Annotated in this window: 26 protein-coding genes and 2 pseudogenes; 14 read left to right on the top strand and 14 right to left on the bottom strand. The window is 66.6% G+C overall.

All coding sequences use genetic code 11. The annotated features are described in order from the left end of the window. Positions 1-56 precede the first annotated feature (56 nt). A complete protein-coding gene (locus AB4Y92_RS20945; RefSeq protein WP_441821421.1) occupies positions 57-941 on the bottom strand; it encodes a hypothetical protein in 885 nt (294 codons plus the stop codon). A gap of 298 nt (positions 942-1,239) precedes the next feature. Continuing rightward, on the bottom strand, positions 1,240-2,142 hold the full coding sequence (locus tag AB4Y92_RS20940) for a hypothetical protein (RefSeq protein ID WP_441821420.1): 903 nt from the start codon (positions 2,140-2,142) through the stop codon (positions 1,240-1,242). Positions 2,143-2,474: 332 nt separating this feature from the next. Here AB4Y92_RS20940 and AB4Y92_RS20935 point away from each other — a divergent pair, with 332 nt between their 5' ends. After that, on the top strand, positions 2,475-2,903 hold the full coding sequence (locus AB4Y92_RS20935; protein WP_441821419.1) for a PepSY domain-containing protein: 429 nt from the start codon (positions 2,475-2,477) through the stop codon (positions 2,901-2,903). Positions 2,904-2,996: 93 nt separating this feature from the next. Here AB4Y92_RS20935 and AB4Y92_RS20930 read toward each other — a convergent pair whose 3' ends face one another. Beyond that, positions 2,997-4,304 carry a beta-1,3-glucanase family protein gene (locus AB4Y92_RS20930; RefSeq protein ID WP_441821418.1) on the bottom strand — a complete coding sequence of 436 codons (1,308 nt, stop codon included), beginning with the start codon at positions 4,302-4,304 and terminating at the stop codon, positions 2,997-2,999. Between the two features lie 107 nt (positions 4,305-4,411). On the opposite strand from AB4Y92_RS20930, the gene AB4Y92_RS20925 reads away from it, so the two are divergent. The 3 genes from AB4Y92_RS20925 (at position 4,412) to AB4Y92_RS20915 (ending at position 6,562) form a co-directional block, all read left to right on the top strand. Then, entirely contained in the window at positions 4,412-4,942 is a 531-nt protein-coding gene (locus AB4Y92_RS20925; RefSeq protein ID WP_441821417.1) for an Lrp/AsnC family transcriptional regulator, read from the top strand. A 101-nt stretch (positions 4,943-5,043) separates the two neighbouring features. Then, complete coding sequence (locus AB4Y92_RS20920; protein WP_441821416.1) at positions 5,044-5,943, top strand: SMP-30/gluconolactonase/LRE family protein; 900 nt, start codon at positions 5,044-5,046, stop codon at positions 5,941-5,943. A gap of 199 nt (positions 5,944-6,142) precedes the next feature. Then, the gene (locus AB4Y92_RS20915) at positions 6,143-6,562 is read left to right on the top strand and encodes a VOC family protein (RefSeq protein ID WP_441821415.1); all 420 of its coding nucleotides are present in this window, start codon (positions 6,143-6,145) and stop codon (positions 6,560-6,562) included. Between the two features lie 128 nt (positions 6,563-6,690). Here the strand turns inward: AB4Y92_RS20915 and AB4Y92_RS20910 are convergent, their stop codons facing one another. The 6 genes from AB4Y92_RS20910 to AB4Y92_RS20885 form a co-directional block, all read right to left on the bottom strand. After that, the gene (locus tag AB4Y92_RS20910) at positions 6,691-7,260 is read right to left on the bottom strand and encodes a DUF3016 domain-containing protein (RefSeq protein WP_441821435.1); all 570 of its coding nucleotides are present in this window, start codon (positions 7,258-7,260) and stop codon (positions 6,691-6,693) included. A 141-nt stretch (positions 7,261-7,401) separates the two neighbouring features. After that, complete coding sequence (locus AB4Y92_RS20905; RefSeq protein ID WP_441821414.1) at positions 7,402-7,758, bottom strand: excalibur calcium-binding domain-containing protein; 357 nt, start codon at positions 7,756-7,758, stop codon at positions 7,402-7,404. A gap of 152 nt (positions 7,759-7,910) precedes the next feature. Then, positions 7,911-8,450, bottom strand: a complete 540-nt coding sequence (locus AB4Y92_RS20900; RefSeq protein ID WP_441821413.1) for a YciI family protein — start codon at positions 8,448-8,450, stop codon at positions 7,911-7,913. A gap of 181 nt (positions 8,451-8,631) precedes the next feature. Further along, on the bottom strand, positions 8,632-8,796 hold the full coding sequence (locus AB4Y92_RS20895; RefSeq protein ID WP_441821412.1) for a hypothetical protein: 165 nt from the start codon (positions 8,794-8,796) through the stop codon (positions 8,632-8,634). Positions 8,797-8,954: 158 nt separating this feature from the next. After that, entirely contained in the window at positions 8,955-9,317 is a 363-nt protein-coding gene (locus AB4Y92_RS20890; RefSeq protein WP_148648717.1) for a hypothetical protein, read from the bottom strand. Positions 9,318-9,521: 204 nt separating this feature from the next. Continuing rightward, positions 9,522-9,689: a hypothetical protein gene (locus AB4Y92_RS20885; protein ID WP_441821411.1), complete on the bottom strand. Its 168-nt coding sequence runs from the start codon at positions 9,687-9,689 to the stop codon at positions 9,522-9,524. 445 nt (positions 9,690-10,134) lie between these two features. On the opposite strand from AB4Y92_RS20885, the gene tsaA reads away from it, so the two are divergent. From tsaA to AB4Y92_RS20860, 5 genes are all read left to right on the top strand, one after another. Beyond that, the gene (gene tsaA, locus AB4Y92_RS20880) at positions 10,135-10,671 is read left to right on the top strand and encodes a tRNA (N6-threonylcarbamoyladenosine(37)-N6)-methyltransferase TrmO (protein ID WP_441821410.1); all 537 of its coding nucleotides are present in this window, start codon (positions 10,135-10,137) and stop codon (positions 10,669-10,671) included. A 237-nt stretch (positions 10,672-10,908) separates the two neighbouring features. Next, the gene (locus tag AB4Y92_RS20875; RefSeq protein ID WP_441821409.1) at positions 10,909-11,415 is read left to right on the top strand and encodes an SRPBCC domain-containing protein; all 507 of its coding nucleotides are present in this window, start codon (positions 10,909-10,911) and stop codon (positions 11,413-11,415) included. 179 nt (positions 11,416-11,594) lie between these two features. Next, complete coding sequence (locus AB4Y92_RS20870) at positions 11,595-12,620, top strand: ABC transporter ATP-binding protein (RefSeq protein WP_441821408.1); 1,026 nt, start codon at positions 11,595-11,597, stop codon at positions 12,618-12,620. Continuing rightward, positions 12,617-13,378 (top strand): ABC transporter permease, encoded by a 762-nt coding sequence (locus AB4Y92_RS20865; protein WP_441821407.1) that lies wholly within the window; start codon positions 12,617-12,619, stop codon positions 13,376-13,378. Before AB4Y92_RS20870 ends, AB4Y92_RS20865 begins: the two co-directional genes overlap by 4 nt. 291 nt (positions 13,379-13,669) lie before the next feature. Next, positions 13,670-15,052, top strand: a complete 1,383-nt coding sequence (locus AB4Y92_RS20860; RefSeq protein ID WP_441821406.1) for an amino acid permease — start codon at positions 13,670-13,672, stop codon at positions 15,050-15,052. 172 nt (positions 15,053-15,224) lie between these two features. Here the strand turns inward: AB4Y92_RS20860 and AB4Y92_RS20855 are convergent, their stop codons facing one another. Further along, on the bottom strand, positions 15,225-16,739 hold the full coding sequence (locus AB4Y92_RS20855) for a vWA domain-containing protein (RefSeq protein WP_441821434.1): 1,515 nt from the start codon (positions 16,737-16,739) through the stop codon (positions 15,225-15,227). 377 nt (positions 16,740-17,116) lie between these two features. Between AB4Y92_RS20855 and AB4Y92_RS20850 the strand changes: the two genes are divergently transcribed. Next, the gene (locus AB4Y92_RS20850) at positions 17,117-17,602 is read left to right on the top strand and encodes a tetratricopeptide repeat protein (protein WP_441821405.1); all 486 of its coding nucleotides are present in this window, start codon (positions 17,117-17,119) and stop codon (positions 17,600-17,602) included. Between the two features lie 13 nt (positions 17,603-17,615). Here AB4Y92_RS20850 and AB4Y92_RS20845 read toward each other — a convergent pair whose 3' ends face one another. Beyond that, positions 17,616-18,098 (bottom strand): DUF2165 family protein, encoded by a 483-nt coding sequence (locus tag AB4Y92_RS20845; RefSeq protein WP_441821404.1) that lies wholly within the window; start codon positions 18,096-18,098, stop codon positions 17,616-17,618. On the opposite strand from AB4Y92_RS20845, the pseudogene AB4Y92_RS20840 reads away from it, so the two are divergent. Continuing rightward, positions 18,007-18,330 (top strand): annotated as a pseudogene (locus AB4Y92_RS20840) (hypothetical protein); the annotation flags it as partial. The gene AB4Y92_RS20845 and the pseudogene AB4Y92_RS20840 overlap by 92 nt on opposite strands. On the opposite strand, the pseudogene AB4Y92_RS20835 reads toward AB4Y92_RS20840, so the two are convergent. Continuing rightward, positions 18,237-18,437 (bottom strand): annotated as a pseudogene (locus AB4Y92_RS20835) (DUF6053 domain-containing protein); the annotation flags it as partial. The pseudogenes AB4Y92_RS20840 and AB4Y92_RS20835 sit on opposite strands and share 94 nt — an antisense overlap. Further along, positions 18,403-18,660, bottom strand: coding sequence for a DUF3297 family protein (locus AB4Y92_RS20830; protein WP_215056758.1), 258 nt, complete (start codon positions 18,658-18,660; stop codon positions 18,403-18,405). The gene AB4Y92_RS20830 and the pseudogene AB4Y92_RS20835, both read right to left, overlap by 35 nt. A gap of 210 nt (positions 18,661-18,870) precedes the next feature. Here AB4Y92_RS20830 and AB4Y92_RS20825 point away from each other — a divergent pair, with 210 nt between their 5' ends. From AB4Y92_RS20825 to AB4Y92_RS20815, 3 genes are all read left to right on the top strand, one after another. Then, positions 18,871-19,569 (top strand): SIMPL domain-containing protein, encoded by a 699-nt coding sequence (locus tag AB4Y92_RS20825; protein WP_441821433.1) that lies wholly within the window; start codon positions 18,871-18,873, stop codon positions 19,567-19,569. A gap of 188 nt (positions 19,570-19,757) precedes the next feature. Next, positions 19,758-20,945, top strand: coding sequence for a lactonase family protein (locus tag AB4Y92_RS20820; protein WP_441821403.1), 1,188 nt, complete (start codon positions 19,758-19,760; stop codon positions 20,943-20,945). A gap of 232 nt (positions 20,946-21,177) precedes the next feature. Next, on the top strand, positions 21,178-22,206 hold the full coding sequence (locus tag AB4Y92_RS20815; protein ID WP_441821402.1) for an aldo/keto reductase: 1,029 nt from the start codon (positions 21,178-21,180) through the stop codon (positions 22,204-22,206). 206 nt (positions 22,207-22,412) lie between these two features. Here the strand turns inward: AB4Y92_RS20815 and AB4Y92_RS20810 are convergent, their stop codons facing one another. Beyond that, positions 22,413-24,533 carry a hypothetical protein gene (locus AB4Y92_RS20810; protein ID WP_441821401.1) on the bottom strand — a complete coding sequence of 707 codons (2,121 nt, stop codon included), beginning with the start codon at positions 24,531-24,533 and terminating at the stop codon, positions 22,413-22,415. Positions 24,534-24,898: the final 365 nt, after the last annotated feature.

Below are 24,898 nucleotides of genomic sequence, written 5' to 3'. Positions count from 1 at the left end.
GCGGGAATGACGAGTCTGTACCCCCCGAGCCCGTGCCCCCGAGACTTTGGAAGCTCTCAGCGCCGCTTGAGCTTACTGATCTCATCCAACTCCGCCTGCACCCGCGCCTGCTGATAGCGATAGATAGCGCTGCGTTGCTCGGCCAGCGCCTGGATGTCGCGGACCAGCCGGTTGTATTCGTTCGCGTCGCTCTGCTGCTCGAAAATCAACGCGTTGTCGCGCAACTGAACCTGACCGAGCCGGGCCTCGGCCAGCGCATAGATGCGTTCGATCTTGCCGATCGCCACGCGCTGGTTGTTGAGCAGGGCGTTGTCTTCCTGCAGCCCGCGCGCCGCGTTGCGGTCGTGGCTGGCGATGACGGCGCGGCCTTCAGGCAGTTCAGCCGCCAGCGCGCGCAGGCGCTGCTCGAGTTCGGCCTGACTGGTGCGGTTGATCGCGAGCGAGTAGTTGAGCAGGGTGATGTAGCGCCGGATGACGGCGCGGCCGGAGCGCAGACCCTGCTCGCTGAGCAGGTGCTCGGGCAGCAGCAGATCCTGCAGATGCAGCGCGGCGATCCGCGCCTCGACCTCGGCCTGGCGATAGCGGCTGCGGCCGCCGACTTCATCCACGATCACGCGCATGCCGCTCAACAGTTCTTTCGCGTTGCGCGCCGGCGTCAGGCGGGTGTTGGCGGCGGACGGCCGCGTGGCGAGGCTGTCGGCGTCGGGAACGTTCAAGCGCTGCTGCTCGCGCACCAGCAGTTCGCGGCTGTCGGCGGCGAGCCCGCGCTCGCGCCGCTGCTCGCGCAGACTCTGGGTGACGTCGTCGGAGACCAGCGAACACACCCACAACACCATGATCAGCACCACCAGCGCGAGCAGCATCCGCTTGAACACGGCATTGGAGCGCCAGGCCCGCCACATCGACGGGGTCGGGCTGAAGCCGCCCCAGCCGGGCAGCACCGCGCCGCAACGCGGGCAGATGCGCGAGCCGGCGGGAACGTTCGATTTGCATTGCCGACAAACGATGCGAAGCCCCCGGCCTGCGCGGCCTGTGTTTATTGACGTTCGATGCGGCGTGCGCCGATCGCGACCGCGTTACAGTCCGGCCGCGATTCGATCATGCACCGGCCAAGTTTCGATAGCGCGCTCATTATCGATCAGCCGCGCCGGCCGCGGCCAGCCCGCGGGTCGCCCGGCTCGCCCGCCGGCGCCGGCCGCGGCCCGGCTTGCGATACCGACGTACCCGCCCGGCCCGCCGTCAGGACTTCGGCTCGCAGACCGCGCAGTCGCCGTTGAACAGTTTTTCGCCCGCGCGGTCGCGATCGAGCACCGCGCGAATGCGCGCCTGACGCTGGTTCATCAGCGCATCGCGCGGCGCGCCGTAACGCTCGGCCAGGTCGTACAGCGCGGTCGCGTTCTCGATCGAGCCGCCGGCCAGATGCAAGGTCGCCCAATCCATCAGCAGGTTGGCGACCACCGGGTCCTTGGGTTTGACGAACTGGGTGCGCTCGAACAACTGATAGCTCAGCGAGCGTTCCAGCAAGGCCGGGCTGACCCGGCGGCCGTCGTTGCCGACGGGCATCGCCGGCATCTTCGGAATCAGCGCATGGCTGAAGTTGAGCCCGGCCACCGAGCGATGATCGAGATAGCGCGGATCGCGCTTGAGCGCGATCTTGGCCTGCAGGATGCGCGCGTGCAGCCATTCCGAGCGCTGGTGTTCGTTCTGGTTGCGGCGGATGCCGATGCGGATCCAGCGCAGCGCGACCTCGTCGTAGCCGGCCAGTTCCAGCGCCGTGCCCAGATTCGCCGCGGTCTGGTGGTGGCCGGGAAAGCGGCGCTCGACGTCGAGAAAATGGTTGATGGCGCGCGCATAGCTGCGCCGGTAGATCAGCACCACGCCCAGGTCGTTGAGGTGCACGAACTGCGGCGACTTGCGCGCGCGTTCGACCGCCTCGGCCAATTGCCAGTCGGTCGGCACCGGGCCGCGGGCGTCGTCGGTCAGGTGCGCGGTCATGTCGGTGCCGCCGACGAACCAGTCGGTTTCGAAGGTCTTGCCGCGGATGTTGGTTCCGATTTCGTTGATGCAGGCGTGGGCGGCGGCTGGCAGCAGCAGTGCGGTCAGCAGTACCGCGCGCCAGCGCCGCAGGCGGGCAACGAACATGGCAGTCTCCCCTTCGGCCACGTCCGGGTGGCGCGAGTGCGATCACGTTAGTCGCCCCGGCGCGGGAAACCAAGCCCGTGCGGACGGACGGCGATGCGGTATCGGCATTGCCGAAATCGTCCCGCGCTTGCGCCGGGATGCGCGAACGCCCTGCGCCAACGTTAGCGCACGGTGATGCCGGCATGAGTGTCGGCGAAAATCGCGATCGCGCGTCGGGCGCGGCGCCGCATTCATTCATCGCTTAAGCAACAGCATGAATGAACGCGCGATCGTTCATTTCTTGTTTGCACGGCGTATCGAGAATCGAATCTCCCCACGCACAGGAGGACGCCATGAAGCGATATCTGCTGGCGCTGGCCCTGGTGGCCTGCACCCCTTCCTTCGTAATGGCCCAGGCCGCGCCTACCGCGCTGACTGAGCATCAGATCCGCACCCGTCTGGCCGAACAGGGCTACACCAAGATCAACGATCTCGATTTCAAGGACGGCGTGTGGAAAGCCGATGCGCGCAGCGCCGACGGCAACCGCGTGCAGGTCAAGCTGGACCCGCGCAGCGGCCGCGTCTATCCGAACGAGCAGGTCGCGCAGATGAGCGAGCGCGACGTGCGCGCGGCGCTGTCGGCGGCGGGTTACACCGACATCCACGATGTCGATTACGACGGCGGCATCTGGCTGGCCAAGGCCGACGATCCGGCCGGCCGCGACATCAAGCTCAAGCTCGATCCGGACAACGGCAAGATCTTCGGCGTCGAGAAGAACTGATCCCTGCCTTGAACCGGTTCACGCCGAGGTAAACGCCGCGGCCGCCTTCGATCGAAGGCGGCCGCGGTTTCGTCCATCCTCCGCGCGCCGCGATCAGCTGTAGAAATTGCCGATCACCACATTGACTTGCGTGGCCGCGTTGAGCTGTATCGTCGGGCTCTGCTGGCAGACATCGTCGTAGGGAAAGCCATACGCCAGCCCGTTGGTGTTGGCCGCATGCATGATCGCGGCCCAGGCGTTCCAGGTGCCGCCGGAGGGATAGAACGATCCGGCCTCGCTGTGGCAGACGGTGTCGTCCAGCAGATAGCCGGGTACGCCGCGATTGAACGCCGCGGCGATGTTCTTGCCGACGTTCTGCTGCGCGGCGCCGCCGGCGGTCAGGGAGTTGGCGCATTGCCATACGTCGATCGAGGCGATCTGCACCGTCGACGGCGCCGAGCCGACCATCGGGAAGGCCAGTGCCGGCGCCGCCGCCTGCCATTGCGCCAGGGTGGTGTATTGCCCCTGATAGAAATTCAGCACGCCGCTGCCGCTGTCGACCACGCCGGTGTAGTAGCCGGTGGCGCCGTCGTTGACCACCAGCGGCGTGGTCTGCCAATTGAGATACCACGCACTTAAGGTGTCGTTGAAGTAATCGGTCAGCCCGCCGCTGTAGCTGCCCATCGCGGTCAGGGTCTTGGGCGATTGTGCGCGCAGCGTGGCGACGCTGGCCGGATACGCGGCCGCAGCGGCGGCGTTGACCGCGACCAGACTGCCCGAGTCGATAAACGGGCCGGTCAGCGCGCCGATCTTCGCCAGCAGCGCGTCGCGCGTAAGGCTCATCGCGCCTTGCAGGCTGCCGCCGGGCGCGCCGTCCAGGCTCATCGCGAAGCCGAACTGATCGACCTGGGTGGTATTGCCGTTGAAGTTGCCTTCGCTGTCGTAGGAGAACTCGATCCAGTCGAACAGGCACTGCGCACCCGGGCCGTCGGCGTACGGCACCGGCGCGGCGTAGCCGCTGGGCTGGACGGTGAACGGCAGCCGCGGCAAGCCGACCGACACGTAGATGCGCCCGCTGAAGGCATTGGTGCCGGTGCCCAGGCCGGGCACGGTGGTCGTGTTGATCTGCGACAGGTCCAGTTGCGTGGCCGGCGCGGTGCGGGCCAGCGCGATCGAGTAATCGGCCCAGGCCTGGGGATAGTTGGGCTGCAGCGCGGCGATGGCGGCGGCATCGAGCTGGCCGGAATCGGGAAAACTCTGCGCGGCCTGGGTGTTGTCGTTCAAGCTCATCGCCTGCGGCACACCGTCGGCGTCGAGTCGATAGAACACGCCCGCGACCAGGCCGACAATGTAGGCATAGACGCCGACATCGGCGGCCAGATCGGTCTGAGTAGCGTCGAGGGTGAGGGGTACTGAGCTCATGGGCGATACCTTCGTGTTGGAGGGCGGGCCGTAAACCAACGCGGAATCGCGGCGGCGGCGGACATGCGCGGCGGTGGATAAGAGGTAAACGCCGGCGCCGGCGGCCCGTGAATGCCCAGGCCGGCGGCGGCGCGTTCTACACTGGCGCGCAAGTCATCGCCGAATTGCCGAGCCGCGATATGGATCAATTCGATCGCCGCATCCTGCAGCGCCTGCAGGACGACGCGCGCACCACCACGGACGACATCGCCGAAGCGGTCGGCTTGTCGGCCACCGCGGTGCAGCGGCGGATCAAGCGCCTGCGCGCGCAGGGCGCGATCGTGTCCGAGGTCGCGGTGATCGATCCCGTGGCGGTGGGCCTGGGCCTGCGCGTGATCGTCGGCGTCGAGCTGATCCAGGGCAGCCGCGCCGACCTCATCGACCCGTTCAAGCGGCGCATGGCCGCGCAGCCGCAGGTGCAGCAGTGCTACTACGTAGCCGGCGAATTCGATTTCCTGCTGATCGTGCTGGCGCGCGATGTCGCCGATTACGAGCGCCTGAGCCGGCGGTTGTTCTTCGAGGACGCCAACATCAAGCGCTTCACCACCACCTTCGTGCTGGACGGGGCGAAGGTGGGCCTGCAGGTGCCCATCGACTGAGCGCACGCAGTTTCGCGGCGTCATCGCCGCCGCGGACGCAGGAATCCGGCCGGCCGCCGCGACGACAATGCCTGTCGCGATTTCACCGACACGGGTTAGCGATGGCCGACGACGATTACGTGATTCACCACCCCGAATTCCGCCGCTGCATCCGCTTGAGCGCGAACCTGGAGCGGCTGGCCGACGGTTGCCGCTGGGCCGAGGGGCCGACCTGGTTCGCGGCGATGCGGTGCGTGGTCTGGAGCGATATTCCCAACGAGCGCCTGCTGCGCTGGGACGAAACCAACGGCCAGGTCGGCGTGTTCCGGCAGCCGTCGGGTTACGCCAACGGCGGCACCGTGGACCGGCAGGGCCGCATGATCAGTTGCGAACAAGGCGGGCGGCGGGTGATCCGCACCGAGCACGACGGCCGGATCAGCGTGTTGGCCGAACACTGTCGCGGGCGGCGCTTCAACAGCCCGAACGACGTGGTGGTGCAGTCCAACGGCGCGATCTGGTTCACCGATCCTTCCTATGGCATCGACTCCAGTTACGAAGGCGTGCGCGCGCCGGCCGAGCAGGACGGCTGCCATGTCTATCGCATCGATCCGGCCGATGGCGCCGTCGAGCGCGTGGCCGAAGGCTTCGTGCAACCCAACGGGCTGGCGTTCTCGCCGGACGAATCGCGGCTGTACGTGGTCGACAGCGGCGTCGGCAGCGGGCTGCTGCGGGTGTTCGATGTCGGCGGCGACGGCGGCCTGAGTGCGGCGCGGACGTTCGCGACCTGCGCCGATGCGGTCTACGACGGCCTGCGGGTGGACGAAGACGGCCGGGTCTGGGTCAGCGCGGGCCCGGCGGTGCATTGCCACCGCGCCGACGGCGAGCTGATCGGCGAGATCCGCCTGCCCGAGCGGGTCTCCAATCTGGTGTTCGGCGGGCCCAAGCGCAATCGCTTGTTCATCACCGCGACCACCTCGCTGTACTCGGTGCTGCTGGCGGTGTGCGGGGCCCGGACGGTCTGAGGGGCGCGGGGCGGAGGGGCCGCGGGCGGCCGGAGGAGGGCGAAAAGGGGGATGCGAAATTTTTTTCGCGGCCGTGTCGATTCCTGCGATCCTGGCTCGTCGTTGTCAGGAGCAGGCAGGAAACGGTCCGGAAACGATCCCTCGTTACTGTCCGCCGCATCAATCCATCCATCCCCTTTCAACCGCCGGAGACATCGCCATGACCACCCACGCCCAACTGTTCGTCAACCTGCCCGTCAAGAACCTGGACCGCTCGGTCGAGTTCTATACCAAGCTCGGCTACACCTTCAATCCGAAGTTCACCGACGAAAACGCCACCTGCATGATCGTCGGCGAGAACATCTTCGTGATGCTGCTGGTCGAGCCGTTCTTCCAGAGCTTCACCAAGAAAACCATCGTCGATGCGACCAAGCAGGTGGAATCGCTGGTAGCGGTGTCCCTGCCCAACCGCGCCGAAGTCGATGCCCTGGCCGACAAGGCCGTGGCCGCCGGCGCGACCGGACACGCGCCGAAGGATTACGGCTTCATGTACCAGCGCTCCTACGACGATCTCGACGGCCACACCTGGGAAGTGTTCTTCATGGATGCCGACGCCGATCCGAGCGCCGCGCAGCAGTAAGCGGCCGGTACGACTGCGCGGCGGCGGCCGGTCGGGCCGCCCCGCGCGCAACAAAAAACCTCGCGATGTGCGAGGTTTTTTGTTGGCCGGGGTTTGGCGTCGGCGGAGTCGAAAACGCGGTGCCCGGATCAGCGCGAGGCGCTGCGCGCGTCGGTGGATTTGAATTCGTCGTGCAGCCAGTCGTCGATCAGGCGTTTTTCGTAGCGCAGCGGATCGGAGTCGCTGGCGGTGCGCGGACCCATCATGAAGCTCATGTCGCGCAAGGTGCGCTGGCCTTCTTCGATTACCTGGCCGTTGGCGTCCAGGCGCTTGAAGCTCAGCGCGATCTTCGGCGGATAGATGTCGCGGACGAAACGGGTGTCGTTGTACTGCGAGCCATGCCAGGGCTCGAAATCGCCGGCGCGCTTGATGTCGGTGATGTCCACGTCCAGGCGCTCGCCCGGCGGCAGCCGGCGCTGTCCGCGCGTGCGCACGTACTGGGCGAGCTGCTCGACCCAGTTGCCGCGGCGCGCTTCATAGCGGTTGCGGCTCTGGCGGATTTCGGTGAATTGCTCGGGGTTCTGCCAGCTCACGCTGACCGGGCCTTGCGCGGGCAAGGCGCGCGGGGCGTCGGGATCGGTGACGCTGCGGGATTTGGCGCCGGCGTCCCCGGCCAACAGCGCGGCGACCGAAAGAACGATGGCGAGTGCGGTCCGCATATACATGACGGGCTCCGGTGCGGGTGGGGATGCCTGGATTCTCCGCCTCCGCCACGGCGGCCGCCAGCGACACTGCGTTAAACCGGGTCCGGGTGCGACCGCCGTTGCCGCGAATTCACGATGCGCGCGACATTCGCCTGTTCATTCGCAGGCTTTGCCGTCGCGGTCGCGGTCCAGATGCGGCGCGTAGCCCGGATCGCCGAGCCTGAGCGGCGTTGCGCCGGCCGCGCGCGCGGCGCTGCAGTTGGGGTAGTAGATCGCCGGTGCGGCGTAGGAGGCGCCGCCGGGCGGCGCGTAGCCCTGGGCCTGGGCCGGCCGTCGTGCGCGTGCCGGTGTCGCCGGATAGACCGGCGCGGCGGGACCGCGATGGCAGTGATAGCCACCGCGCTTGCGATCGTGATGACAGCCTTCGGCGTTGAGTCCGCCGCCGTGCGCGCCGATGTCGGCGGCCGCACACAGCAAGGCCCATGTCAGCGCCGCTCGATAACGCGATGTCATGCCTGTCCCCCGTTCCGCTATCAACGCGGTGGGGGAGGCGAACAGGTCAGGCCGGTGCGGGGTGTCGCGGCGTCAGTGGGCCCTGAGCGGAAGACCGGTGCGCGCTTGCGCTCGCGCGCACCGGTTCATCGGATCGACGCGGCCGGCGCGCTTCAGGCGTTGAAGTGCTTGCGCACCTGCTCGAAATCCATCACCGGACGCACCTCGATGCGGCCGGTCCGGCTCCATGGGAAGTCTTGCGCGATGCGCAGCGCCTCGTCCATGTTCGCCGCTTCAATCAGATTGAAACCGCCCAGATACTCCTTGGCTTCGGCGAACGGGCCGTCCATGAAGGTGGTGCGGCCGGCGCGGGTGCGCAGCGACACGGCCTTCGCCGGCGGCTCCAGCATCTGCGAATCCAGCAACACGCCGTCGTCGCGCATTTTGTCGGCGTGGGCGATGCAGCCGCGCATCAGGGTGTCGTACTCGCCGTCGGGCAGGGCTTCGATCAGCTGATCGTCGTTGTAGATCATCACCAGAAATTTCATGGAGTCCTCTGCAACGGGCTCGCGCCCGCAGTCGATAGATTCGCCCGCGGCCCGCGCGGGGGCGCCGGGATGGATGGCTGCGGCGCCGAGCATAACGCCATCGGTGCGGGGGGCTGCAGTGACAAAACGCATGTAGTCGATTTGTTTGCGGGCTGCCAGGGCCATCGCTGGGCGGTACGACCTGCGGCGATTGATGGTCGAAGGCGGCGCCCCCGGTCCCGTACTGCGCGCTCAGTCCGGCGCGATATTCAACTCCACCCGCCGATTTCGCGCCCGTCGTGCGCCAGTTTTATTGCAGTTTAAGGAATCGAATCGACCACTAGCATTCGTGCCTCTGTGGATTCTCCTACCACGCCGTACATCCATACTTCTGAGCGAGCTTGATTGTTTTATCCTTCCAGTCACCCACACCTGCCAGACCGAGCGCGCCGCTCCAGAAATCGGCGACGACATCGAGGTCGCCGGTCTCGCAATCGATGATGAAACCGGTCAGGCGGCTGCGATGGGCCATTTTGTTGCTCCGGGCAGTGGATTCGCTGCCGGATTGTCGCGCCGTCGGGCCGCGCGGAAGTGCAGGTGTCGCCGATTCGGCAGATCGCGGCAACAAGCCCGCCGAGGGGCGGGCTTGTTGCGTGATGGGATCGACTTAATTGCGGTCCCTTTGTCTCCCTACAAGCCGAGGTTGCTTTCCTTTGTAAGGATTCGATCAACGCGACCATTTTGATCGAACACGACGATTACTCTCGTAATTTTCGTGATCGCATTCACTGGCGGCTCGAAAACGAAAAAAGTGAGGGTAGACGATTCGAGCGCCTCCTCTTGAATCATTTCAGTCGGGAATGTCGAGGTGTCGGCCAGCGGAGGGCTGAACTTGAACTTTATGCCGCGGTCTTTCAGTAGAAGTTCGACGTTGGCACGAGTTTCTCCGACTCTAATTCCTTCAGTCGCAGCCTCGGCAGGTCCATGCCTCTGGCAAGAGGCCGAGTAGATACTGAAAAATGCCAACAGCAATCCATTGATAGCGCGTTTCACTGATTAGGCCCCTGTGGTTCGAACTGCACTCCAGTTGTACGGTCGCTTCCCAAAGCATTGTTGCCAGAGTCAGGCGTGGCAGCGGGTCTGGTTCCAGTAAGACCTTGTGCAGCGTCAATGCAAATGAATTTGAGTTTACGCCGCGCGCATTGTAGTTAACTCCCGCAGCATTCACAGCATCCTTAAAGTGAGTAAGTTGTTTCATTACTTCGCCGCCAGAGACAGCCGTCCCATTATGTCGCCCTCGCACGCCAATCGATTGAAGTCCCGAATTACGTCGTGGAAGTGGACGCCTGCGGATCGAACCTCGCCGGCCGGCACCTCGATATCGAAGCCGATGCGTTCGATCGGCGGCGCGGTCGGCAACAGCACGGATTTCCCGTTCGTCACCAACTGCGCTTCCAGATCCCAAGCCTAGCCGTCGTTCCACGGCAGCCGGCCTTCGGGAAGTCGCAGGACGCTTCCGGTGGAGTTGCGGAGGGCGAAGAACCACTGCTGGGGCGACCCGCGATCCGTGTAGAAACCCACATCAATGACGGCTTCCATAGGGGGCTGTCTAGCAGGAAGTGGTATCGCGGAGGCGGTGAGGGTGAGTTTTGGAAATGGGAAAGTGAATGCGATCGGTTCGGGCCTAGGAGATTTGGGCGTTGTAGTGCGGTCGTTCTGTACTCGAGACATTCCATAGAGATCACACGCATGGCGCAACGCGTGACTGGCCAGCGACTCCTGCCACAGCTCTAACAGTTGATTGGGCTACAGCCGCGCATCGACGTGTCCCAGCAGCGACAATGCCCGCCTGCTCCCCGATACGCCGCCGATGTCCGACCTCTACCCCTGCCGCCCGATCGCCTACCTGCGCTCGCCTTACGCGCAGCGCATCGACGCGCCGCATCAGCCCACGGTGGTGCAGGGCACCGAAACCGGCGATGCGGCGCAGGCGCGGGTGGAGTTCGTCGATGATCTGCCGGGCGAGGCGTTCGCCGATCTGGCCGGGTTCGAGCGGATCTGGCTGATCTTCGCCTTCGATCGCAGCCAGGGCTGGAAGGCGCAGGTGAAGCCGCCGCGCGGCGGGCCCAAGCGCGGGGTGCTGGCGACGCGTTCGCCGCATCGGCCCAATCCGCTCGGACTGTCGGCGGTGGAACTGGTGGCGGTGGAGGCGCGCGCGCTGGTCGTGCGCGGCGTGGATCTGCTCGACGGCACGCCGGTGCTCGATATCAAACCGTATGTGCCGTATGCCGATGCCTTCGCGCAATCGCGCGCCGGCTGGATCGACGAGATCGATGCCAGCCAGGGCCGGCATTCGGCGCCGGGGCCGAAGCGGCCGCGCAAATCCAAGGTCGAGCCGGGCGGTTGAAGCCTTCGATGAAGCTCCCGGGCCGGACCGGCGCCTGACTGCGTCCACGACCTTATAGAAGGTCGCAGCCTGTGAGACCGCGCCGCGGATCCTGGGCATCCGCCGCCTTGACGCGACCCGTCGCCGGCGGTAGTTTCCTTATCGGTTAATTAGCCGGCCGGTTTATTTGGATGCCCGCTCCGGGCCGCGCCGCGGCCGCCGGAGCGGCGCAGGGCCCTTTGCTCCAGGAGTTCCGACATGACGTCAGACGGTTCCAGTCCTTTCGCGGTGTCGCCCGCGCGCAGCAGCCATCGCATCGAAGAACGCAGCATCCGCCTGCAGTGCCTCATCCACGCACCGCGCGATCTGGTGTTCCTGGCCTGGACCGATCCGGTCCACGTCGCCCGCTGGTGGGGGCCGCACGGGTTCCGCAGCGTGGTGCGGCAGATGGATGTCGCCGTCGGCGGCCAGTTCCGCATCTGCATGATCGCGCCCGACGGCACCGAGTACCCGATCAAGGCGACGTATCAGGAAATCGTTGAGCCCGAGCGCCTGGTTTATATCGACGACTGGGACGACGACCGCCCCTCGCAGCAGTCGCGGGTGACGGTGACCTTCGAAGCGGCCGGGCCGGAGCAGACCTTGCTGACGGTGGAGATGCTGTTCGCGACGCAGGCCGAACGCGAGGCCGCGCAGGCGCAACACATCATCCCGGGCTGGGGCGAAACCTTCGAGCGCCTGGACGCTTATCTGGCGCAGCGCTGAGCGCGGCGCCGGCAAATCGCGCGATCGGCGCAGCACGCCGGCGCGCACGCGCCGTACACTGGCCGGCGCAAGCATGCGCTCGCGAATCCGTCGCGATCGCCGGCCGCGCGAACGCACCGATGCGTACCGGTGCGATCGCGCGACACACCGCATCCGCGTCCCGTCCCCAGGGAGTCTCCATGCCGTCCGCTTCCCTCGCACCCGCCGCCGCCGCGCCCGATCGCGCGCGCAACGACGCGGCCAACATCGTTTCGATCCAGGGCCTGAGCAAAACCTACGCCGGCGGCTTCCAGGCGCTCAAGCGCGTGGACCTGGACATCCGCCGCGGCGAGATCTTCGCCTTGCTCGGGCCCAACGGCGCCGGCAAGACCACGCTGATCAGCATCGTGTGCGGCATCGTCAATCCCGGCGAGGGCCGGGTGATCGCCGACGGCCACGACATCGTGCGCGACTACCGCGCGGCGCGTTCGGCGATCGGCCTGGTGCCGCAGGAACTGCACACCGACGCCTTCGAAACCGTGTGGGACACGGTGCGCTTCAGCCGCGGCCTGTACGGCAAGGCGCCCAATGCCGCGTATCTGGAAAAACTGCTGCGCGAGCTGTCGCTGTGGGACAAGCGCGGCGAAAAGATCATGGCCCTGTCCGGCGGCATGAAGCGGCGCGTGCTGATCGCCAAGGCGTTGTCGCACGAGCCCACCATCTTGTTCCTGGACGAACCCACCGCCGGCGTGGACGTGGAACTGCGCCGCGAGATGTGGGCGATGGTGTCGCGCCTGCGCGAAAGCGGGGTGACCATCATCCTCACCACGCACTACATCGACGAGGCCGAGGAAATGGCCGATCGGGTCGGGGTGATCAACAAGGGCGAGATCGTGCTGGTCGAAGACAAGCGCACCTTGATGCGCAAGCTCGGCAAGAAGCAGTTGACCCTGCAGTTGCAAACGCCGCTGCAGGCGCTGCCGGAGGTGTTGCGGCACGACTCGCTGAATCTGGCTCAAGACGGCAACGAACTGGTCTACACCTTCGACGCGCAGGCCGAGGACACCGGCATCGCCGCGCTGCTCAAGCGCCTGGGCGAGCACGGGATCGAGTTCAAGGATCTCAACACCAGCCAAAGCTCGCTGGAGGAAATCTTCGTCAACCTGGTGAAGTCGCCGCGGGCGCAGCCGCCCTCCGCGGCACCGTCGCCGGAGGCGCGCGCATGAACCTGCACGCGATCAAGGCGATCTATTTCTTCGAGATGCACCGCACCTTCCGCACCTTGATGCAGTCCATCGCCACGCCGGTGCTGTCCACCTCGCTGTACTTCATCGTGTTCGGCTCGGCGATCGGCTCGCGCATGGTCGAGATCGGCGGCATCAGCTACGGCGCCTTCATCGTGCCGGGCCTGATCATGATGTCGCTGCTGACCGAGAGCATCTCCAACGCCTCCTTCGGCATCTATCTGCCCAAGTGGTCGGGCACGATCTACGAACTGCTGTCGGCGCCGGTGTCGTTCGTGGAGGTGATCTGCGGCTATGTGGGCGCTGCGGCGACCAAGTCGGTGATCCTGGGCCTGCTGATGCTGGTCACCGCGCGCTGCTTCGTCGATTTCACCATCGTCCATCCGCTGTGGATGGCGGTGTTCCTGGTCCTGACCGCGGTCACCTTCAGCCTGTTCGGCTTCATCATCGGCGTGTGGGCCGACGGGTTCGAGAAGCTGCAGATGATCCCGATGATGATCGTGATGCCGCTGACCTTCCTGGGCGGCAGCTTCTATTCGATCGACATGCTGCCGCCGTTCTGGCGCGGGGTGTCGCTGTTCAATCCGGTGGTGTATCTGGTCAACGGCTTTCGCTGGAGCTTCTACGGCAAGTCGGACGTGGACATCGCGCTGAGCGTGGGGATGACGGCGGGGTTCATGCTGCTGTGCCTGGCGGTGGTGTGGTGGATCTTCCGGACGGGGTACAAGCTCAAGAGTTGAGGAACTGGGGCCGCGGCCCTCACCCCAGCCCTCTCCCGCGAGCGGGAGAGGGAGCAAGAGCTGGTTGCTTTCCCTTCTCTCGCTTGCGGGAGAAGGTGGCCCGAAGGGCCGGATGAGGGCACGCGCGCCTCAGCCCGCTGCTTAGACCGGGCAAAAGGAAGAAAAAAGGAAGAAAACCGAAAACCGCGGCCCTGCCGGACTCCGGACACCCGGGGTATGCTTCGCCGATTCCCGCCCGGCCGCGCTGAGCGCAGCACGGTCGACGTGTCGGGAGCAGCCGGAGTCCCGCGGATGCAGAACAACCAGCAGCAACTCCACCGTGGCCTCAGCGAGCGCCATATCCGCCTGATGGCGCTGGGCGCCGCGATCGGCGTCGGCCTGTTCCTCGGCTCGGCCAACGCGATCAAGCTGGCCGGCCCCGGCATCCTGCTCGCCTACCTGCTGGGCGGCGGCGCGATCTTCATCATCATGCGCGCGCTCGGCGAGATGGCCGTGCACAACCCCGTCGCCGGCTCCTTCAGCCGCTACGCGCGCGACTACCTCGGCCCGCTGTCGGGCTACCTGACCGGCTGGAACTACTGGTTCCTGTGGCTGGTGACCTGCGTGGCCGAGATCACCGCGGTCGGCGTGTACATGCAGGTGTGGTTCCCTGAGTCCCAGCAATGGGTGTGGGCGCTGGCGGCGCTGATCGCGATGGGCTCGGTCAACCTGATCACGGTCAAGGCCTACGGCGAGTTCGAATTCTGGTTCGCGATGATCAAGGTCGTGACCATCGTGGTGATGATCCTGGCCGGCCTGGGCATGATCGTGTTCGGCTTCGGCAACCACGGCGTGGCCACCGGCATCAGCAATCTGTGGGCGCACGGCGGCTTCTTCCCCAACGGCGCGCAGGGCGTGCTGATGTCGCTGCAGATGGTGATGTTCGCCTACCTGGGCGTGGAGATGATCGGACTGACCGCGGGCGAGGCGGCCAATCCGCAAAAGTCGATTCCCGATGCGATCAACTCGGTGTTCTGGCGGATCGTGATCTTCTACGTCGGCGCGCTGTTCGTGATCCTGTCGCTGTATCCGTGGAACGAGCTGGGCACCACCGGCAGCCCGTTCGTGATGACCTTCGAGCGCATGGGCATCCGCGAAGCGGCCGGCATCATCAACTTCGTGGTGCTGACCGCGGCGCTGTCCTCGTGCAACGGCGGCATCTTCAGCACCGGCCGCATGCTCTACAACCTGGCCCAGCAGAAGCAGGCGCCGGCGTTGTTCGCCAACACCTCGCCCGGCGGCGTGCCGCGCGCGGCGATCCTGGTGTCGGTGGTGGTGCTGCTGTTCGGCGTGGTGCTGAACTATCTGGCGCCGGCCAAGGTGTTCGTGTGGGTGACTTCGATCTCCACCTTCGGCGCGATCTGGACCTGGGGCGTGATCCTGGTGTCGCACATGAAGTTCCGCGCCAAGCTCAGCGCCGAAGAACGCGCCAAGCTGGCGTTCAAGATGCCGATGTATCCGGTGGCTTCGTGGGTGGCGCTGGCGTTCCTGGTGCTGGTGGTGGGGCTGATGGCGTACTTCCCCGACACCCGCGTGGCCTTGTACGTGGGCCCGGCGTTCCTGATTCTGCTGGTGGTGCTGTATTTCGCCGCCGGTTTGAACAAGCGCGACAGCGCGGTGGCGCAAGGCGCTTGATTGATAGAGTCCCTCTCCCGCATGCGGGAGAGGGGTTGGGGTGAGGGATGAGCGCGTAGCGCGAATGCTTTGGCTGTTGCTTCTGCTCGCCGCGGAAAAGCGGCCCTCACCCTAGCCCTCTCCCGCAAGCGGGAGAGGGAGCAGTCCAGCGTGCCGTTTTGTCGATGGCAGCTTATTCCTCCGCCACCGCCGCACCCTTCGTCGCACCGCCCTTGGCCTGCAAACCGCGCGCGGTCTGCGCCAATTGCAGGAACTCGCCGCGATAGCCGTTGCGATCGTCGCCACGCGCGCTGCGCGCCAGGCCGATCACGCCGTCCCAGCCGAAGTTCTGCTCGACGTAGGTGCCGCCGCGCAACAGATCGCCGAAGCCGGCGACCGCGGCGGCGAAACGCATGCGTTCGCTGGGCTCGGTGGCGATGCCACGGCGCAGCATCGGCGTTTCGATCAGGCGGCTGTCGTTCTCGCCCGGGCGCTTGTAACGCAGGCGCAGCAGCGCCAGCTCATCGGGCTTGCCCTGGGCGGCGGCCGGTTTCGCCTCGCCGGCCTGCGCGTCCTTGCCGTAACGCAGCGGGTCCACCGATTCGCCGCCGGAGCCGACCAGGGCCAATTCGTACAGCGCGGTGACGTCGTGGCCGGCGCCGATCTCGCCGGCGTCGACGCGGTCGTTGTTGAAATCCTCGCGCTTGAGCACTCGGTTCTCGTAACCGATCAGTCGGTATTCGGCCACCACCGCCGGATTGAACTCGACCTGCACCTTGACGTCGCCGGCGATGGTCATCAGCGTCGAGCCCAGTTCTTCGATCAACACCTTCTGCGCTTCCAGCGCGCTGTCGATGTAGGCGTGATTGCCGTTGCCGATGTCGGCCAACTGCTCGGCCATCGCATCGTTGTAGTTGCCGGTGCCGAAGCCCAGCGTGCTCAGCGCGATGCCGGACTTGCGCTGGTCGGCGACCAGGGTTTCCAGCGCGGACTGATCGGACACGCCGACGTTGAAATCGCCGTCGGTGGCGAGCAGCACGCGGTTGATGCCGCCTTCGATGAAGGCCTGACGCGCGGTGGCGTAGGCCAGCTGGATGCCTTCGCCGCCGTTGGTGGAGCCGCCGGCCTGCAGGCGTTCGAGCGCGTCGAGGATTTCGGCGCCGCGGTCGCCCGCGGTCGGTGGAAGCACCAGCCCGGCCGAACCGGCGTAGGCCACGATCGAGACACGGTCCTGCGCCCGCAACTGCGTCGCCAGCTGGGCGAACGCGCGCTTGAGCAAGGGCAGCTTGTCCGGCTCGTCCATCGAGCCGGAGGTGTCGATCAGCAGCACCAGATTGGCCGGCGGCAGCTCGGCCTTGTCCACGTCGTAGCCCTGGATGCCGATCTGCATCAGCACGTGCTTGGCGTTCCACGGCGCCGGCGCGAGTTCGGTGGAGACCTTGAACGGCGTGTCCTTCGAGTCCGGGCGCGGATAGCCGTAGTCGAAGTAGTTCACCAGTTCCTCGACCCGCACCGCGTCCTTGGGCGGCAGTTCGCCGGCGGCGAGCATGCGCCGCACGTTGGCGTAGCTGCCGGTGTCCACGTCGATGGAGAAGGTGGAGACCGGTTGTTCGGCGACGCGGTGGATCGGGTTGGCTTCGATCTTGGCGTAGCGCTCGGTGTTGACCGGCGGCTCGGCCCGGTAGGCCGGTTCGGCCGCCGCGGGCATGGCGGCGAGGTCGGCGCTTTCCTCGGCCGAGGCCGCGGCTTCGGCGTGATCGACTTTCCTGTTGCAGCCGGCCATGACCAGGGCCAGGGCGAGGCCGGCGGCGAGCGCGGCGAGGGACAGGGGGCGTGCGGGGAGCGTGCTCGTATCGAGCCGGGGTGCGGTGCGCGACAACATGGTGATCCTCCAATGATCGGGTTGTGCGACTGGCTAACGTCTGCCGCCGCGCTTCGGGGTTCCTCCCTCGACGGCGGCGATCGCAACATACGAAAGCGCGTCTTCGCTTTTCGTTATGACGGGCGTTGGTTTTTCGTTGCCCGCGTCCAGGGCACAATGGCCGGTCGCAACCGATCGCCGGTGCCGGGGAGGCGCAGGCCCGCATGAACCTATCGCGGCTCGACAATCCGGCCTTGCTGCAGCTCGCGTCCGCCGCCATCGCGCAGGCCCGCGACGTCGAGGCCGTGCGCCTGCTCAAGACCGTGCTCGAACGCGACCCGGGCAATCTGCACGCGCAGTACCTGCTGGCGATCCAGCACGCCCAGCTGGGCCTGTACGAGCGCGCCGAAGAACGCCTGCGCGCGGTGCTGAGCGCGCAGCCGCAGTTCGTGGTCGCGCGTTTTCAACTGGCGCAGTTGCTGCTGATGCGCGGCACCGTCAAGGACGCGCGCGAATGGCTGCTGCCGGTGCTGGAGCAAGGCGCGCCGTTGGGCGCGTATGCGCAGGGCCTGCTGGCCGCGGCCGAAGGCGATGCGGCGCGCGCCTGCGGCCTGATCGAAGCGGCGCTGCTGTTGCCGCAACCGGTGCCGGTGCTGGCCGGCGACATGCGCCGGCTGTGCGAGCAGTTGCGCGAAACCGTCGTCGCCTGAGCGCCGGCGCGGCTCAGGCGCGCAGATTGACCGCGAGCAGGCCCAGCACCGACACCCCGATCAGCACGAAGTGCAGCAACTGCACGTTGTCCTGGCGGATGTAATAGGCGAACCAGCTGCCGCCGAGCAGCATCAGGAAGCAGGTCGCCATGAACGCGGTCAGCGCCAGATTGGCCAGGGCGATGGGGTCGGCGACGATGCCCGCCCCGGCCAGCGCCGCCGCCGCCGACCACAGCAGCAGCGCGCTGACGACCTCGGCCGCCAGCACGATGCTCAGCACCGCGCGATGCCAGGCGACGTTATCGACCTTGCGCGACTGCAGCGGCGTCTGGATCGCCGGCGCCTGGTCCAGCGGCGCCATGCGCATGATCTGGCCGAGCGCGAACACGCCGTTGCGGAAGGCGATGAGGTTGTTGAAGGCGACCACGCTGATCCACGAAGCCAGACCGGCGAGGAGGATGAGCTTGAACGACAGCAGGCTGGCGGCGAGGGACATGGACGGGCTCCGGAAAGTCTGGGCGAGGCCCCGCGCCGGGCGGCGATTCGGGGTTCATGCTCTATCGACGATCCAGGGGCCGCGTTTGCGACATCCGGAACAAAAAATGCCGCGACATTTTTTTGTGGGAGGCGCTTCTGTGGGAGGGGCTTCAGCCCCGACGCTCTTCGCTCCGATCGCGATGGGCCTTTCCGGGCACTGGCCGGAAAGCATCGGGGCTGAAGCCCCTCCTACAAAAGATCGCGAAGCAGCGCAGTCGACTGCCGGAAGCGGAGGCGCCGCGAAACGGGCGCCCCGCCAGCGCTTACTCGGCGGCGTCGGGCGCCGGCAGCAGGTAATAGGCCTCGACCTGGCCCTTGTGCTTCATCGTCATCGGATTGCCGCGGCGATCCAGCGACTTGCCGACCGGCAGGCGCACCCAGCCTTCGCTGATGCAGTATTCCTCGACGTTGCTGCGCTCCACGCCGTTGAAACGGATGCCGATGCCGCGCTCGAGCACGGACGGGTCGTAGAACGGGCTGCGCGGGTCGTTGGACAGATGGTCGGGCGGGGTGTCGGTCATGGTGGCGCTCTAGCGAAGACGGATACGGCGGGACGGAGGCGGCGCGGGCGGTCGCGGGGACCGGCCGGCGCGGCGCCTAGGATACGCGGGCCCGACGGCAGGGCCCAGCCCGGGCGGACCCGTGGCGTCCGGGCCGAGGCACCGGGGCGGCATCGACGGACGAGGCCACCGGCGGCAGAATCCAGGCATCGCTCCGCACGGGCCGTGCTTATGAAGATCGTGGCGAGCTGGTTATTGGTGTTGTCGGCGCTGGCGTGGTCGTCGCCCGCGCCGGCGCAATTGGTCGATATCGACGGCGGGCGATTCCATGTCGCCGGCTTCGGCCGCGTGGCCTGGCAGCCGGATCTGTTCGAGCTGGCGTTCACCGTGGTCAGCCAGGGCGACGATGTGCGCGGCGCGCGCGAGCGGCATCTGCCGGCGGTGGCCGCGGTGCGGCGGGTCGTCGAGGCCCAGCGCGCGGCCTTGAGCGAGCAATCCGAAGACGCGCCGCGCCTGCAGGTCCGCGAAGGCGAGGGCGGGCACGCGGCGCATCGTTTCGATACCCGCTTCGTGCTGCGCGTGCGCGGCGCCGATGCGGTGGCGTTGCTGCAACAGCAACTGGCCGATGCCGGCGTCGCGGCGTTCGAAGTGCGGCCGCTGTCCGAGCGTTTGCCGCAGTACGGCGATGAGGCGCGGCGTCAGGCGCTGCGCGATGCCAAGCGCAAGGCGGAATTGATTGCGGCGGAAATGGGCTGGAAGCTGATGGGCGCGACCGCGGTGAAATTCCAGGATGAGCGGCCTTGGTGGCTGCCGCAGACGCCGACGGCGCGGCAGTACGAGGCGCGCGCTTACAACTATGCGGCCGAGGCGCCGGCGCAGAGCGGCGAGGTGACTTCGCAGGTGGATGTGGAATACGCGTACAAGCGGTGATTCTCTGCGGATGGTGTGTCGCTATCTGAGCGGAAGGCATCGGGCCTGAAGGCCCTCCTACAAAAGACTTCGCGGCTTCCGAACCGATGCGGACTTCGCACCGGCATCGCATCGCGCGGCATCGGCGCTTGGTCATCGGCGCGGATTGATGCAGGATCGAGCCTCGCGCCGACCCACCGGAACCGACGATGACTTTGCGATCCACCCTGCTTGCCTGGAGCCTGATCATGACTTCGACCTTCGCCGCCGATGCGGGCGCCGCCCGCTCCACCGATGCCGCGCCGACGGAATTGCTGATCGGCTGCTACACCGGCCCGGCCTGCAAGGGCATCGGCCGCTATCGCTTCGACGCCGCGCGCGGGCAGGTCGGCGCCGAGCCGGTGGAAGTGATCGAGACCGACAATCCGTCGTGGTTCACTTTCTCGCCCGACGGTTCGATCTTGTACGCGGTCAACGAAAACGGCGCGCAATCGGCCGATCCGGTCGGCCGCGTCAGCAGTTTCGCCCTGGGCCGCGGCGATGCGCGCACGCAGCGTTTGTCGCAGGTCGGCAGTCTCGGCGACGAGCCCGCGCATGCGGCGACCAGCCGCGACGGGCGTTATCTGTTCGTCGCCAATTATTCCGTCAACGCCACGCCGGGCGGAACGCTCACCGTGCTGCCGATCGATGCGCAAGGCCGTCTGCAGCCGGCGGTGCAGGTGCTGACCCATCGCGCCAGCCAGGCCGATCGCGAACGTCAGCTCTCCACCCATGTGCACGCCGCGGTGCCGTCGCCGGACGGACGTTATCTGTACGCGGCCGATCTGGGCGCGGACAAGCTCTATGCCTATCGCTACGATCCCGCGCACAGCGCCGAGCGTCCGCTGCAGGCCGCATCCGTGCCGTACCTGGAATTGCCCGCCGGCAGCGGCCCGCGCCATCTGCTGTTCGATGCGAGCGGGCGGCATGCGTATCTGACCTTGGAGATGAGCGGCGAAGTAGTGGTGCTGGACTACGACGACGGCCGCCTGCAGGCGGTGCAGACCGTGGCGCTCGATCCGGGCCGCACGCAGGGCAATGCCGCCGCGGCGCTGCATCTGTCTGGCGACGGCGGCTTCCTGTACGCCAGCAATCGCGGCGAGGACAACCACATCGCCGTGTACGCGGTCGATGCCGGCAGCGGCCGGTTGAGCGCGTTGCAGCGCCGCGACAGCGAAGGCCGCGGGCCGCGCGAATTCGCGCTGTCGCCGGACGGCCGCTTCGTGGTGGTGACCAATCAGCACAGCAATACGCTGCGGGTGATCGAGCGCGATCCGCGCGACGGCAAACTCGGCAAGACGGTGCAGTCGATGGCGATGGCGTCGCCTTCGGACGTGAAGTTCGTTCCGGCGCGTTGAGTCGGCCGGTTCCGGCGGCGCGCCGACTGGATGAATTCGGTCGGCGCGCTTGCGCCGTTCTGGTGGGGCCGATACGGCTCACGTCTTTGCAACACCCGGCGGGCTAGGCTTACCGCCGCGATGCCGTCGCTCGCGCGCGCGATGTCGCACAACGCAGCATCCCACCGTTCCGGGTTGAGCACTCGCCCGTGTTGGCGTGCAATGCGGCCTTATCCCCCAACAGGAGTGCGGCATGGAACATCGTTATCTCGGCGCGTCCGGCCTGCGCGTCCCCGTGTTGAGTTTCGGCACCGGCACCTTCGGCGGCGAAGGCGACTTCTTCAAGGCCTGGGGCCAGACCGACGTGGCCGGCGCGCGGCGTCTGCTCGACGTGGCCATCGACGCCGGCGTCAATCTGTTCGACAGCGCCGACATCTATTCCAACGGCGCGGCCGAATCGATTCTCGGCGAAGCGATCAAGGGCCGTCCGCGCGACAGCCTGTTGATCTCCACCAAGGCCACGTTCCGTTTCGGCGAAGGCGAGAACGAGGTCGGTTCCTCGCGCTATCACCTGATCCGTTCCGTCGATGCCGCGCTCAAGCGCCTGGGCACGGACTATATCGATCTGTTCCAGCTGCACGGCTTCGATGCGCGCACGCCGATCGAAGAGACGCTGTCCACGCTGGACGATCTGGTGCGCGCCGGCAAGCTGCGTTATCTGGGCGTGTCGAATTTCTCCGGCTGGCATCTGATGAAGTCGCTGGCGATCGCGCAGCGCTATGGCTGGTCGCGTTATGTCGCGCATCAGGCCTATTACTCGCTGATCGGCCGCGATTACGAGTGGGAGCTGATGCCGCTGGCGCTGGATCAGGGCGTGGGCGCGGTGGTGTGGAGCCCGCTGGGCTGGGGCCGCCTGACCGGCAAGATCCGCCGCGGCCAGCCGTTGCCGGAAACCAGCCGCCTGCATGTCACCGGCGACATGGGGCCGCCGGTGCAGGATGAGTATCTGTACAAAGTGGTCGATGCGCTGGACGAAGTCGCGCAGGAAACCGGCAAGACGATTCCGCAGATCGCGCTGAACTGGCTGTTGCAGCGGCCGACGGTGGCGACGGTGGTGATCGGGGCGCGCAACGAGGAGCAGCTCAAGCAGAACCTGGGTGCGGTGGGTTGGAATCTGACGGCCGGGCAGGTCGCCAAACTCGATGCGGCCAGCGCGACGGCGAAGGCGTATCCGTATTGGCATCAGAGCGGGTTCGGCGAGCGGAATCCTTCGCCGGTGTGAGTTTGGGTGGGGCGCGGCGAACCGGTCGAAAAGCATCGGGGCTAAAGCTCCCTCCCACAACAGACTTCCTGCGCCAGCTTTTGTGGGAGGGAGCTTTAGCCCCGATGCTCTTCGCTCAGGTCACCACGCCCTCACATCCCCACCCAAAAAACAAAAACGCCCGGCCAAGCCGGGCGTTTTCGCAAACATAGAATCGGCCGCTAACCTCAGCCCGCATCCTGCATCTTGAAAGTCCCCGGCAGCGCCGTATTGCGCTGATCGCCCCACATCATCATCGACACGAAGTCCTCGCAGCCGGCCTGGCCGCTGCGCGAAATCGCGGCGAACACCTCATCCGGCGTCTTGGCGATGGCGATCTGCTCGGTCACATCGTTCGGGAACGGCGTTATCCGCCCGGAGTCGAGATCGCGCAGACGCTCGCCGCCGTGTTCCTTGCCGCCCAGGTTGCCCACGCTCTGGCGGGCGCGGTCGCGCAGCGACATCAGGCTCGAATCGGTGAATTCGAACTGCAGATGCTGGTCGCCGTCGAACTTCTTGTTGAGCTCGCCGGGGTGATAGGCCGAGTTGAAGTACGAAGCGGCGACATCGCTGGTGTTGGGCAGCACCAGGGTCCACTGGGTGGAGTCCTTCACCGGCTTGCCGTCGGCGCCGACCTGGAACTGTATGTCGGTGGTCTTGCCCATCGACTGGTAGCTGTTGGTCTGATCGACCGTGCCGTCCTGCCAGACGTTGCGGGTGATGGTGAGCTGGCTGCTGTTGCCGATGCCCAGCGACACCGGGCCCAGGTCGATGCCCAGGCGCGCGGCATGCTCGGCGTTGAACACCTCGGTGGTGCCCGAACGCTGCACGCCCGGCGGGCTCCAGTCCGGCACTTTGCCGCCGCTCATGAAGGTTTGATAGGCGTCGCGGCCTTCCTGCGTCGACAAGTCGATGCGCGCGGTCTCCAACGAGCGGGTTTCGCTGCTGGTCTCCACGCTCAGGCCGATCGAATACGAACCGACCTTGCCCAGGCCGAACATGGTCGCGTTCTCCACGGTCTTCATGGGGCCGGCGTAGACCTCCACCACCGAGCCTTCCATCTTGCGCACGCCGAAACCGGCGCCGTCGAGTTCGGTGTGGGTGCCGCCGATACCGGCATAGGACTTGTAGTTGATGGCGAAGTCCGAACCGGTGAGGTTCTGCCCGCGCATCATCACCGAGGTGCCCTCGGGCATCGACAGCGGATCCAGCGGGTTCGGCATGCCGCTCATGTCGCCCTTGTCGAGCTTGGCGCCCTGCTCGGGGGTGACGCTGGCCTCATAGCTCAGGCGCGAGCCTTCGAATTCCATGTAATGGCCGACCACCGACGGCGCCTTCAGCGCGGCCTTGAGCAGCTTGGAGTTATCGACCAGTTCCTTGACGCCGTCGGGCACCTGGTTGAAGCGGTCGGCGTACTTGTACAGCTTCTGCAGAGGCGTCTTCGAAACCTCCAGGCCGGCTTCGGTGTGCAACTGCACCGAGGCCTTGAACTGCTGGCTCTTCTGGAAATCCACGCCGGTCTGCACGTCGGACAGCTCGACCTTGCCTTCGGCGACGATGTCGGTCTTGAGCTGCGGCGAGACCACGCCCGGCGTGCCGATGCCGGCGATCGGGGTGCTGTAGGTGACCGACATGCCGGGGTTGATCGCATACGACAGCACGTCGTCGGGCAGCAGTTTGAGCAGTTCGTAGCTCGAAGCGATCTGCTCCGGGGTCGGCTGGTCCGGCAGTTTTACGCCCAGCGTGTCGAGCGCGCCGCGCACGGTCGGGAAGTCGAGCTTGGCCACCGCGCTGGGGTTGGCGTCGGTGCTGTTGGTCAGGTACGACGGCACCTGCGTCGGCTTGTCGGTGGCCTCGCCGACGATGCGCTGCAATTCCTTGACGTAAGGATTGCTGTCGAACGCATCGCGCGACTGTTGGTACTCGTAATTGGCGGTGGCGCCGTTGAGGCCGCTGTTGCGGAAGTCCTCGAGCTTGGGCTCCATCCGGTCCAGCGCCGACTGCGCTTCGGTGCGGCGGGTGTTGTTGAACTCGGTGACGCGCGGCTGGTAGACCGAGTTATAGACCTCCGAGGGCATGCTCGAAGACAGATCGCTGTTCTTGGGCAGCGGCAGGCCGTGGATCGAGCGCACCGCTTCTTCCGGCGTCTTGGCCTCTTTCGGCGGGGGCGGCGGCGGGGGCGGAGGCGGCGGGGGCGGCGGTTCCGGCGGGGGCGCCTGCGGGGCCTTGGCGGCATCGAGGATGGCCTGCCGGTCTTCCGGCGGCAGATTGCGCAGAAGCTGGTAATTGACGCCGTCGATGCCGCTCATTGCTGATCCCTCGTCGTGGGTAGGCGGGCGCCCCGAAGCGCCCAGACCGTCACGATAAGAGTGCGCGTTCAGCTAGGGAACTGGGGCCAACCCTAGACCTGTCCAGTGCACCGCCAGCGCCGCCGCGCCTGCAGGCCCGGCCTTGCGCCAGACCGCGGCCAAGCCCGCGCGACCGGCCGAAACCATGACGCGGCGCACCGCAGCCGCGCCGTTGCCATGCCCGGATTCGCCGCAGCGCGCATTCCCCGGGTGACCCCGGTCGCGGAACCGAAAACCGGGGCCGCAAACCCGGTCCGACCGCACTTGCCAGTCAAACAAATGCAGTACAAAAGCCGCGCGGGAATTTTTAATTCTCATGGGGAAGA

This window comes from Lysobacter sp. TAB13 (genome assembly GCF_052113885.1).
Classification (GTDB): domain Bacteria; phylum Pseudomonadota; class Gammaproteobacteria; order Xanthomonadales; family Xanthomonadaceae; genus Lysobacter; species Lysobacter gummosus.
This window is presented reverse-complemented; position numbering and strand designations above follow the sequence as displayed.

Excerpts from the sequence above, each read along its gene's own strand:
- AB4Y92_RS20845 (WP_441821404.1), bottom strand. The coding sequence starts at position 18,098 with ATGTCCCTCGCCGCCAGCCTGCTGTCGTTCAAGCTCATCCTCCTCGCC.
- AB4Y92_RS20875 (WP_441821409.1), top strand. The coding sequence starts at position 10,909 with ATGACGTCAGACGGTTCCAGTCCTTTCGCGGTGTCGCCCGCGCGCAGC.
- AB4Y92_RS20910 (WP_441821435.1), bottom strand. The coding sequence starts at position 7,260 with ATGCGGACCGCACTCGCCATCGTTCTTTCGGTCGCCGCGCTGTTGGCC.
- AB4Y92_RS20815 (WP_441821402.1), top strand. The coding sequence starts at position 21,178 with ATGGAACATCGTTATCTCGGCGCGTCCGGCCTGCGCGTCCCCGTGTTG.
- AB4Y92_RS20825 (WP_441821433.1), top strand. The coding sequence starts at position 18,871 with ATGAAGATCGTGGCGAGCTGGTTATTGGTGTTGTCGGCGCTGGCGTGG.
- AB4Y92_RS20905 (WP_441821414.1), bottom strand. The coding sequence starts at position 7,758 with ATGACATCGCGTTATCGAGCGGCGCTGACATGGGCCTTGCTGTGTGCG.
- AB4Y92_RS20920 (WP_441821416.1), top strand. The coding sequence starts at position 5,044 with ATGGCCGACGACGATTACGTGATTCACCACCCCGAATTCCGCCGCTGC.
- AB4Y92_RS20940 (WP_441821420.1), bottom strand. The coding sequence starts at position 2,142 with ATGTTCGTTGCCCGCCTGCGGCGCTGGCGCGCGGTACTGCTGACCGCA.
- AB4Y92_RS20895 (WP_441821412.1), bottom strand. The coding sequence starts at position 8,796 with ATGGCCCATCGCAGCCGCCTGACCGGTTTCATCATCGATTGCGAGACC.
- AB4Y92_RS20930 (WP_441821418.1), bottom strand. The coding sequence starts at position 4,304 with ATGAGCTCAGTACCCCTCACCCTCGACGCTACTCAGACCGATCTGGCC.
- AB4Y92_RS20830 (WP_215056758.1), bottom strand. The coding sequence starts at position 18,660 with ATGACCGACACCCCGCCCGACCATCTGTCCAACGACCCGCGCAGCCCG.
- AB4Y92_RS20865 (WP_441821407.1), top strand. The coding sequence starts at position 12,617 with ATGAACCTGCACGCGATCAAGGCGATCTATTTCTTCGAGATGCACCGC.
- AB4Y92_RS20900 (WP_441821413.1), bottom strand. The coding sequence starts at position 8,450 with ATGGCCCTGGCAGCCCGCAAACAAATCGACTACATGCGTTTTGTCACT.
- AB4Y92_RS20935 (WP_441821419.1), top strand. The coding sequence starts at position 2,475 with ATGAAGCGATATCTGCTGGCGCTGGCCCTGGTGGCCTGCACCCCTTCC.
- AB4Y92_RS20870 (WP_441821408.1), top strand. The coding sequence starts at position 11,595 with ATGCCGTCCGCTTCCCTCGCACCCGCCGCCGCCGCGCCCGATCGCGCG.
- AB4Y92_RS20810 (WP_441821401.1), bottom strand. The coding sequence starts at position 24,533 with ATGAGCGGCATCGACGGCGTCAATTACCAGCTTCTGCGCAATCTGCCG.
- AB4Y92_RS20915 (WP_441821415.1), top strand. The coding sequence starts at position 6,143 with ATGACCACCCACGCCCAACTGTTCGTCAACCTGCCCGTCAAGAACCTG.
- AB4Y92_RS20855 (WP_441821434.1), bottom strand. The coding sequence starts at position 16,739 with ATGCCCGCGGCGGCCGAACCGGCCTACCGGGCCGAGCCGCCGGTCAAC.
- tsaA (WP_441821410.1), top strand. The coding sequence starts at position 10,135 with ATGTCCGACCTCTACCCCTGCCGCCCGATCGCCTACCTGCGCTCGCCT.
- AB4Y92_RS20850 (WP_441821405.1), top strand. The coding sequence starts at position 17,117 with ATGAACCTATCGCGGCTCGACAATCCGGCCTTGCTGCAGCTCGCGTCC.
- AB4Y92_RS20820 (WP_441821403.1), top strand. The coding sequence starts at position 19,758 with ATGACTTTGCGATCCACCCTGCTTGCCTGGAGCCTGATCATGACTTCG.
- AB4Y92_RS20860 (WP_441821406.1), top strand. The coding sequence starts at position 13,670 with ATGCAGAACAACCAGCAGCAACTCCACCGTGGCCTCAGCGAGCGCCAT.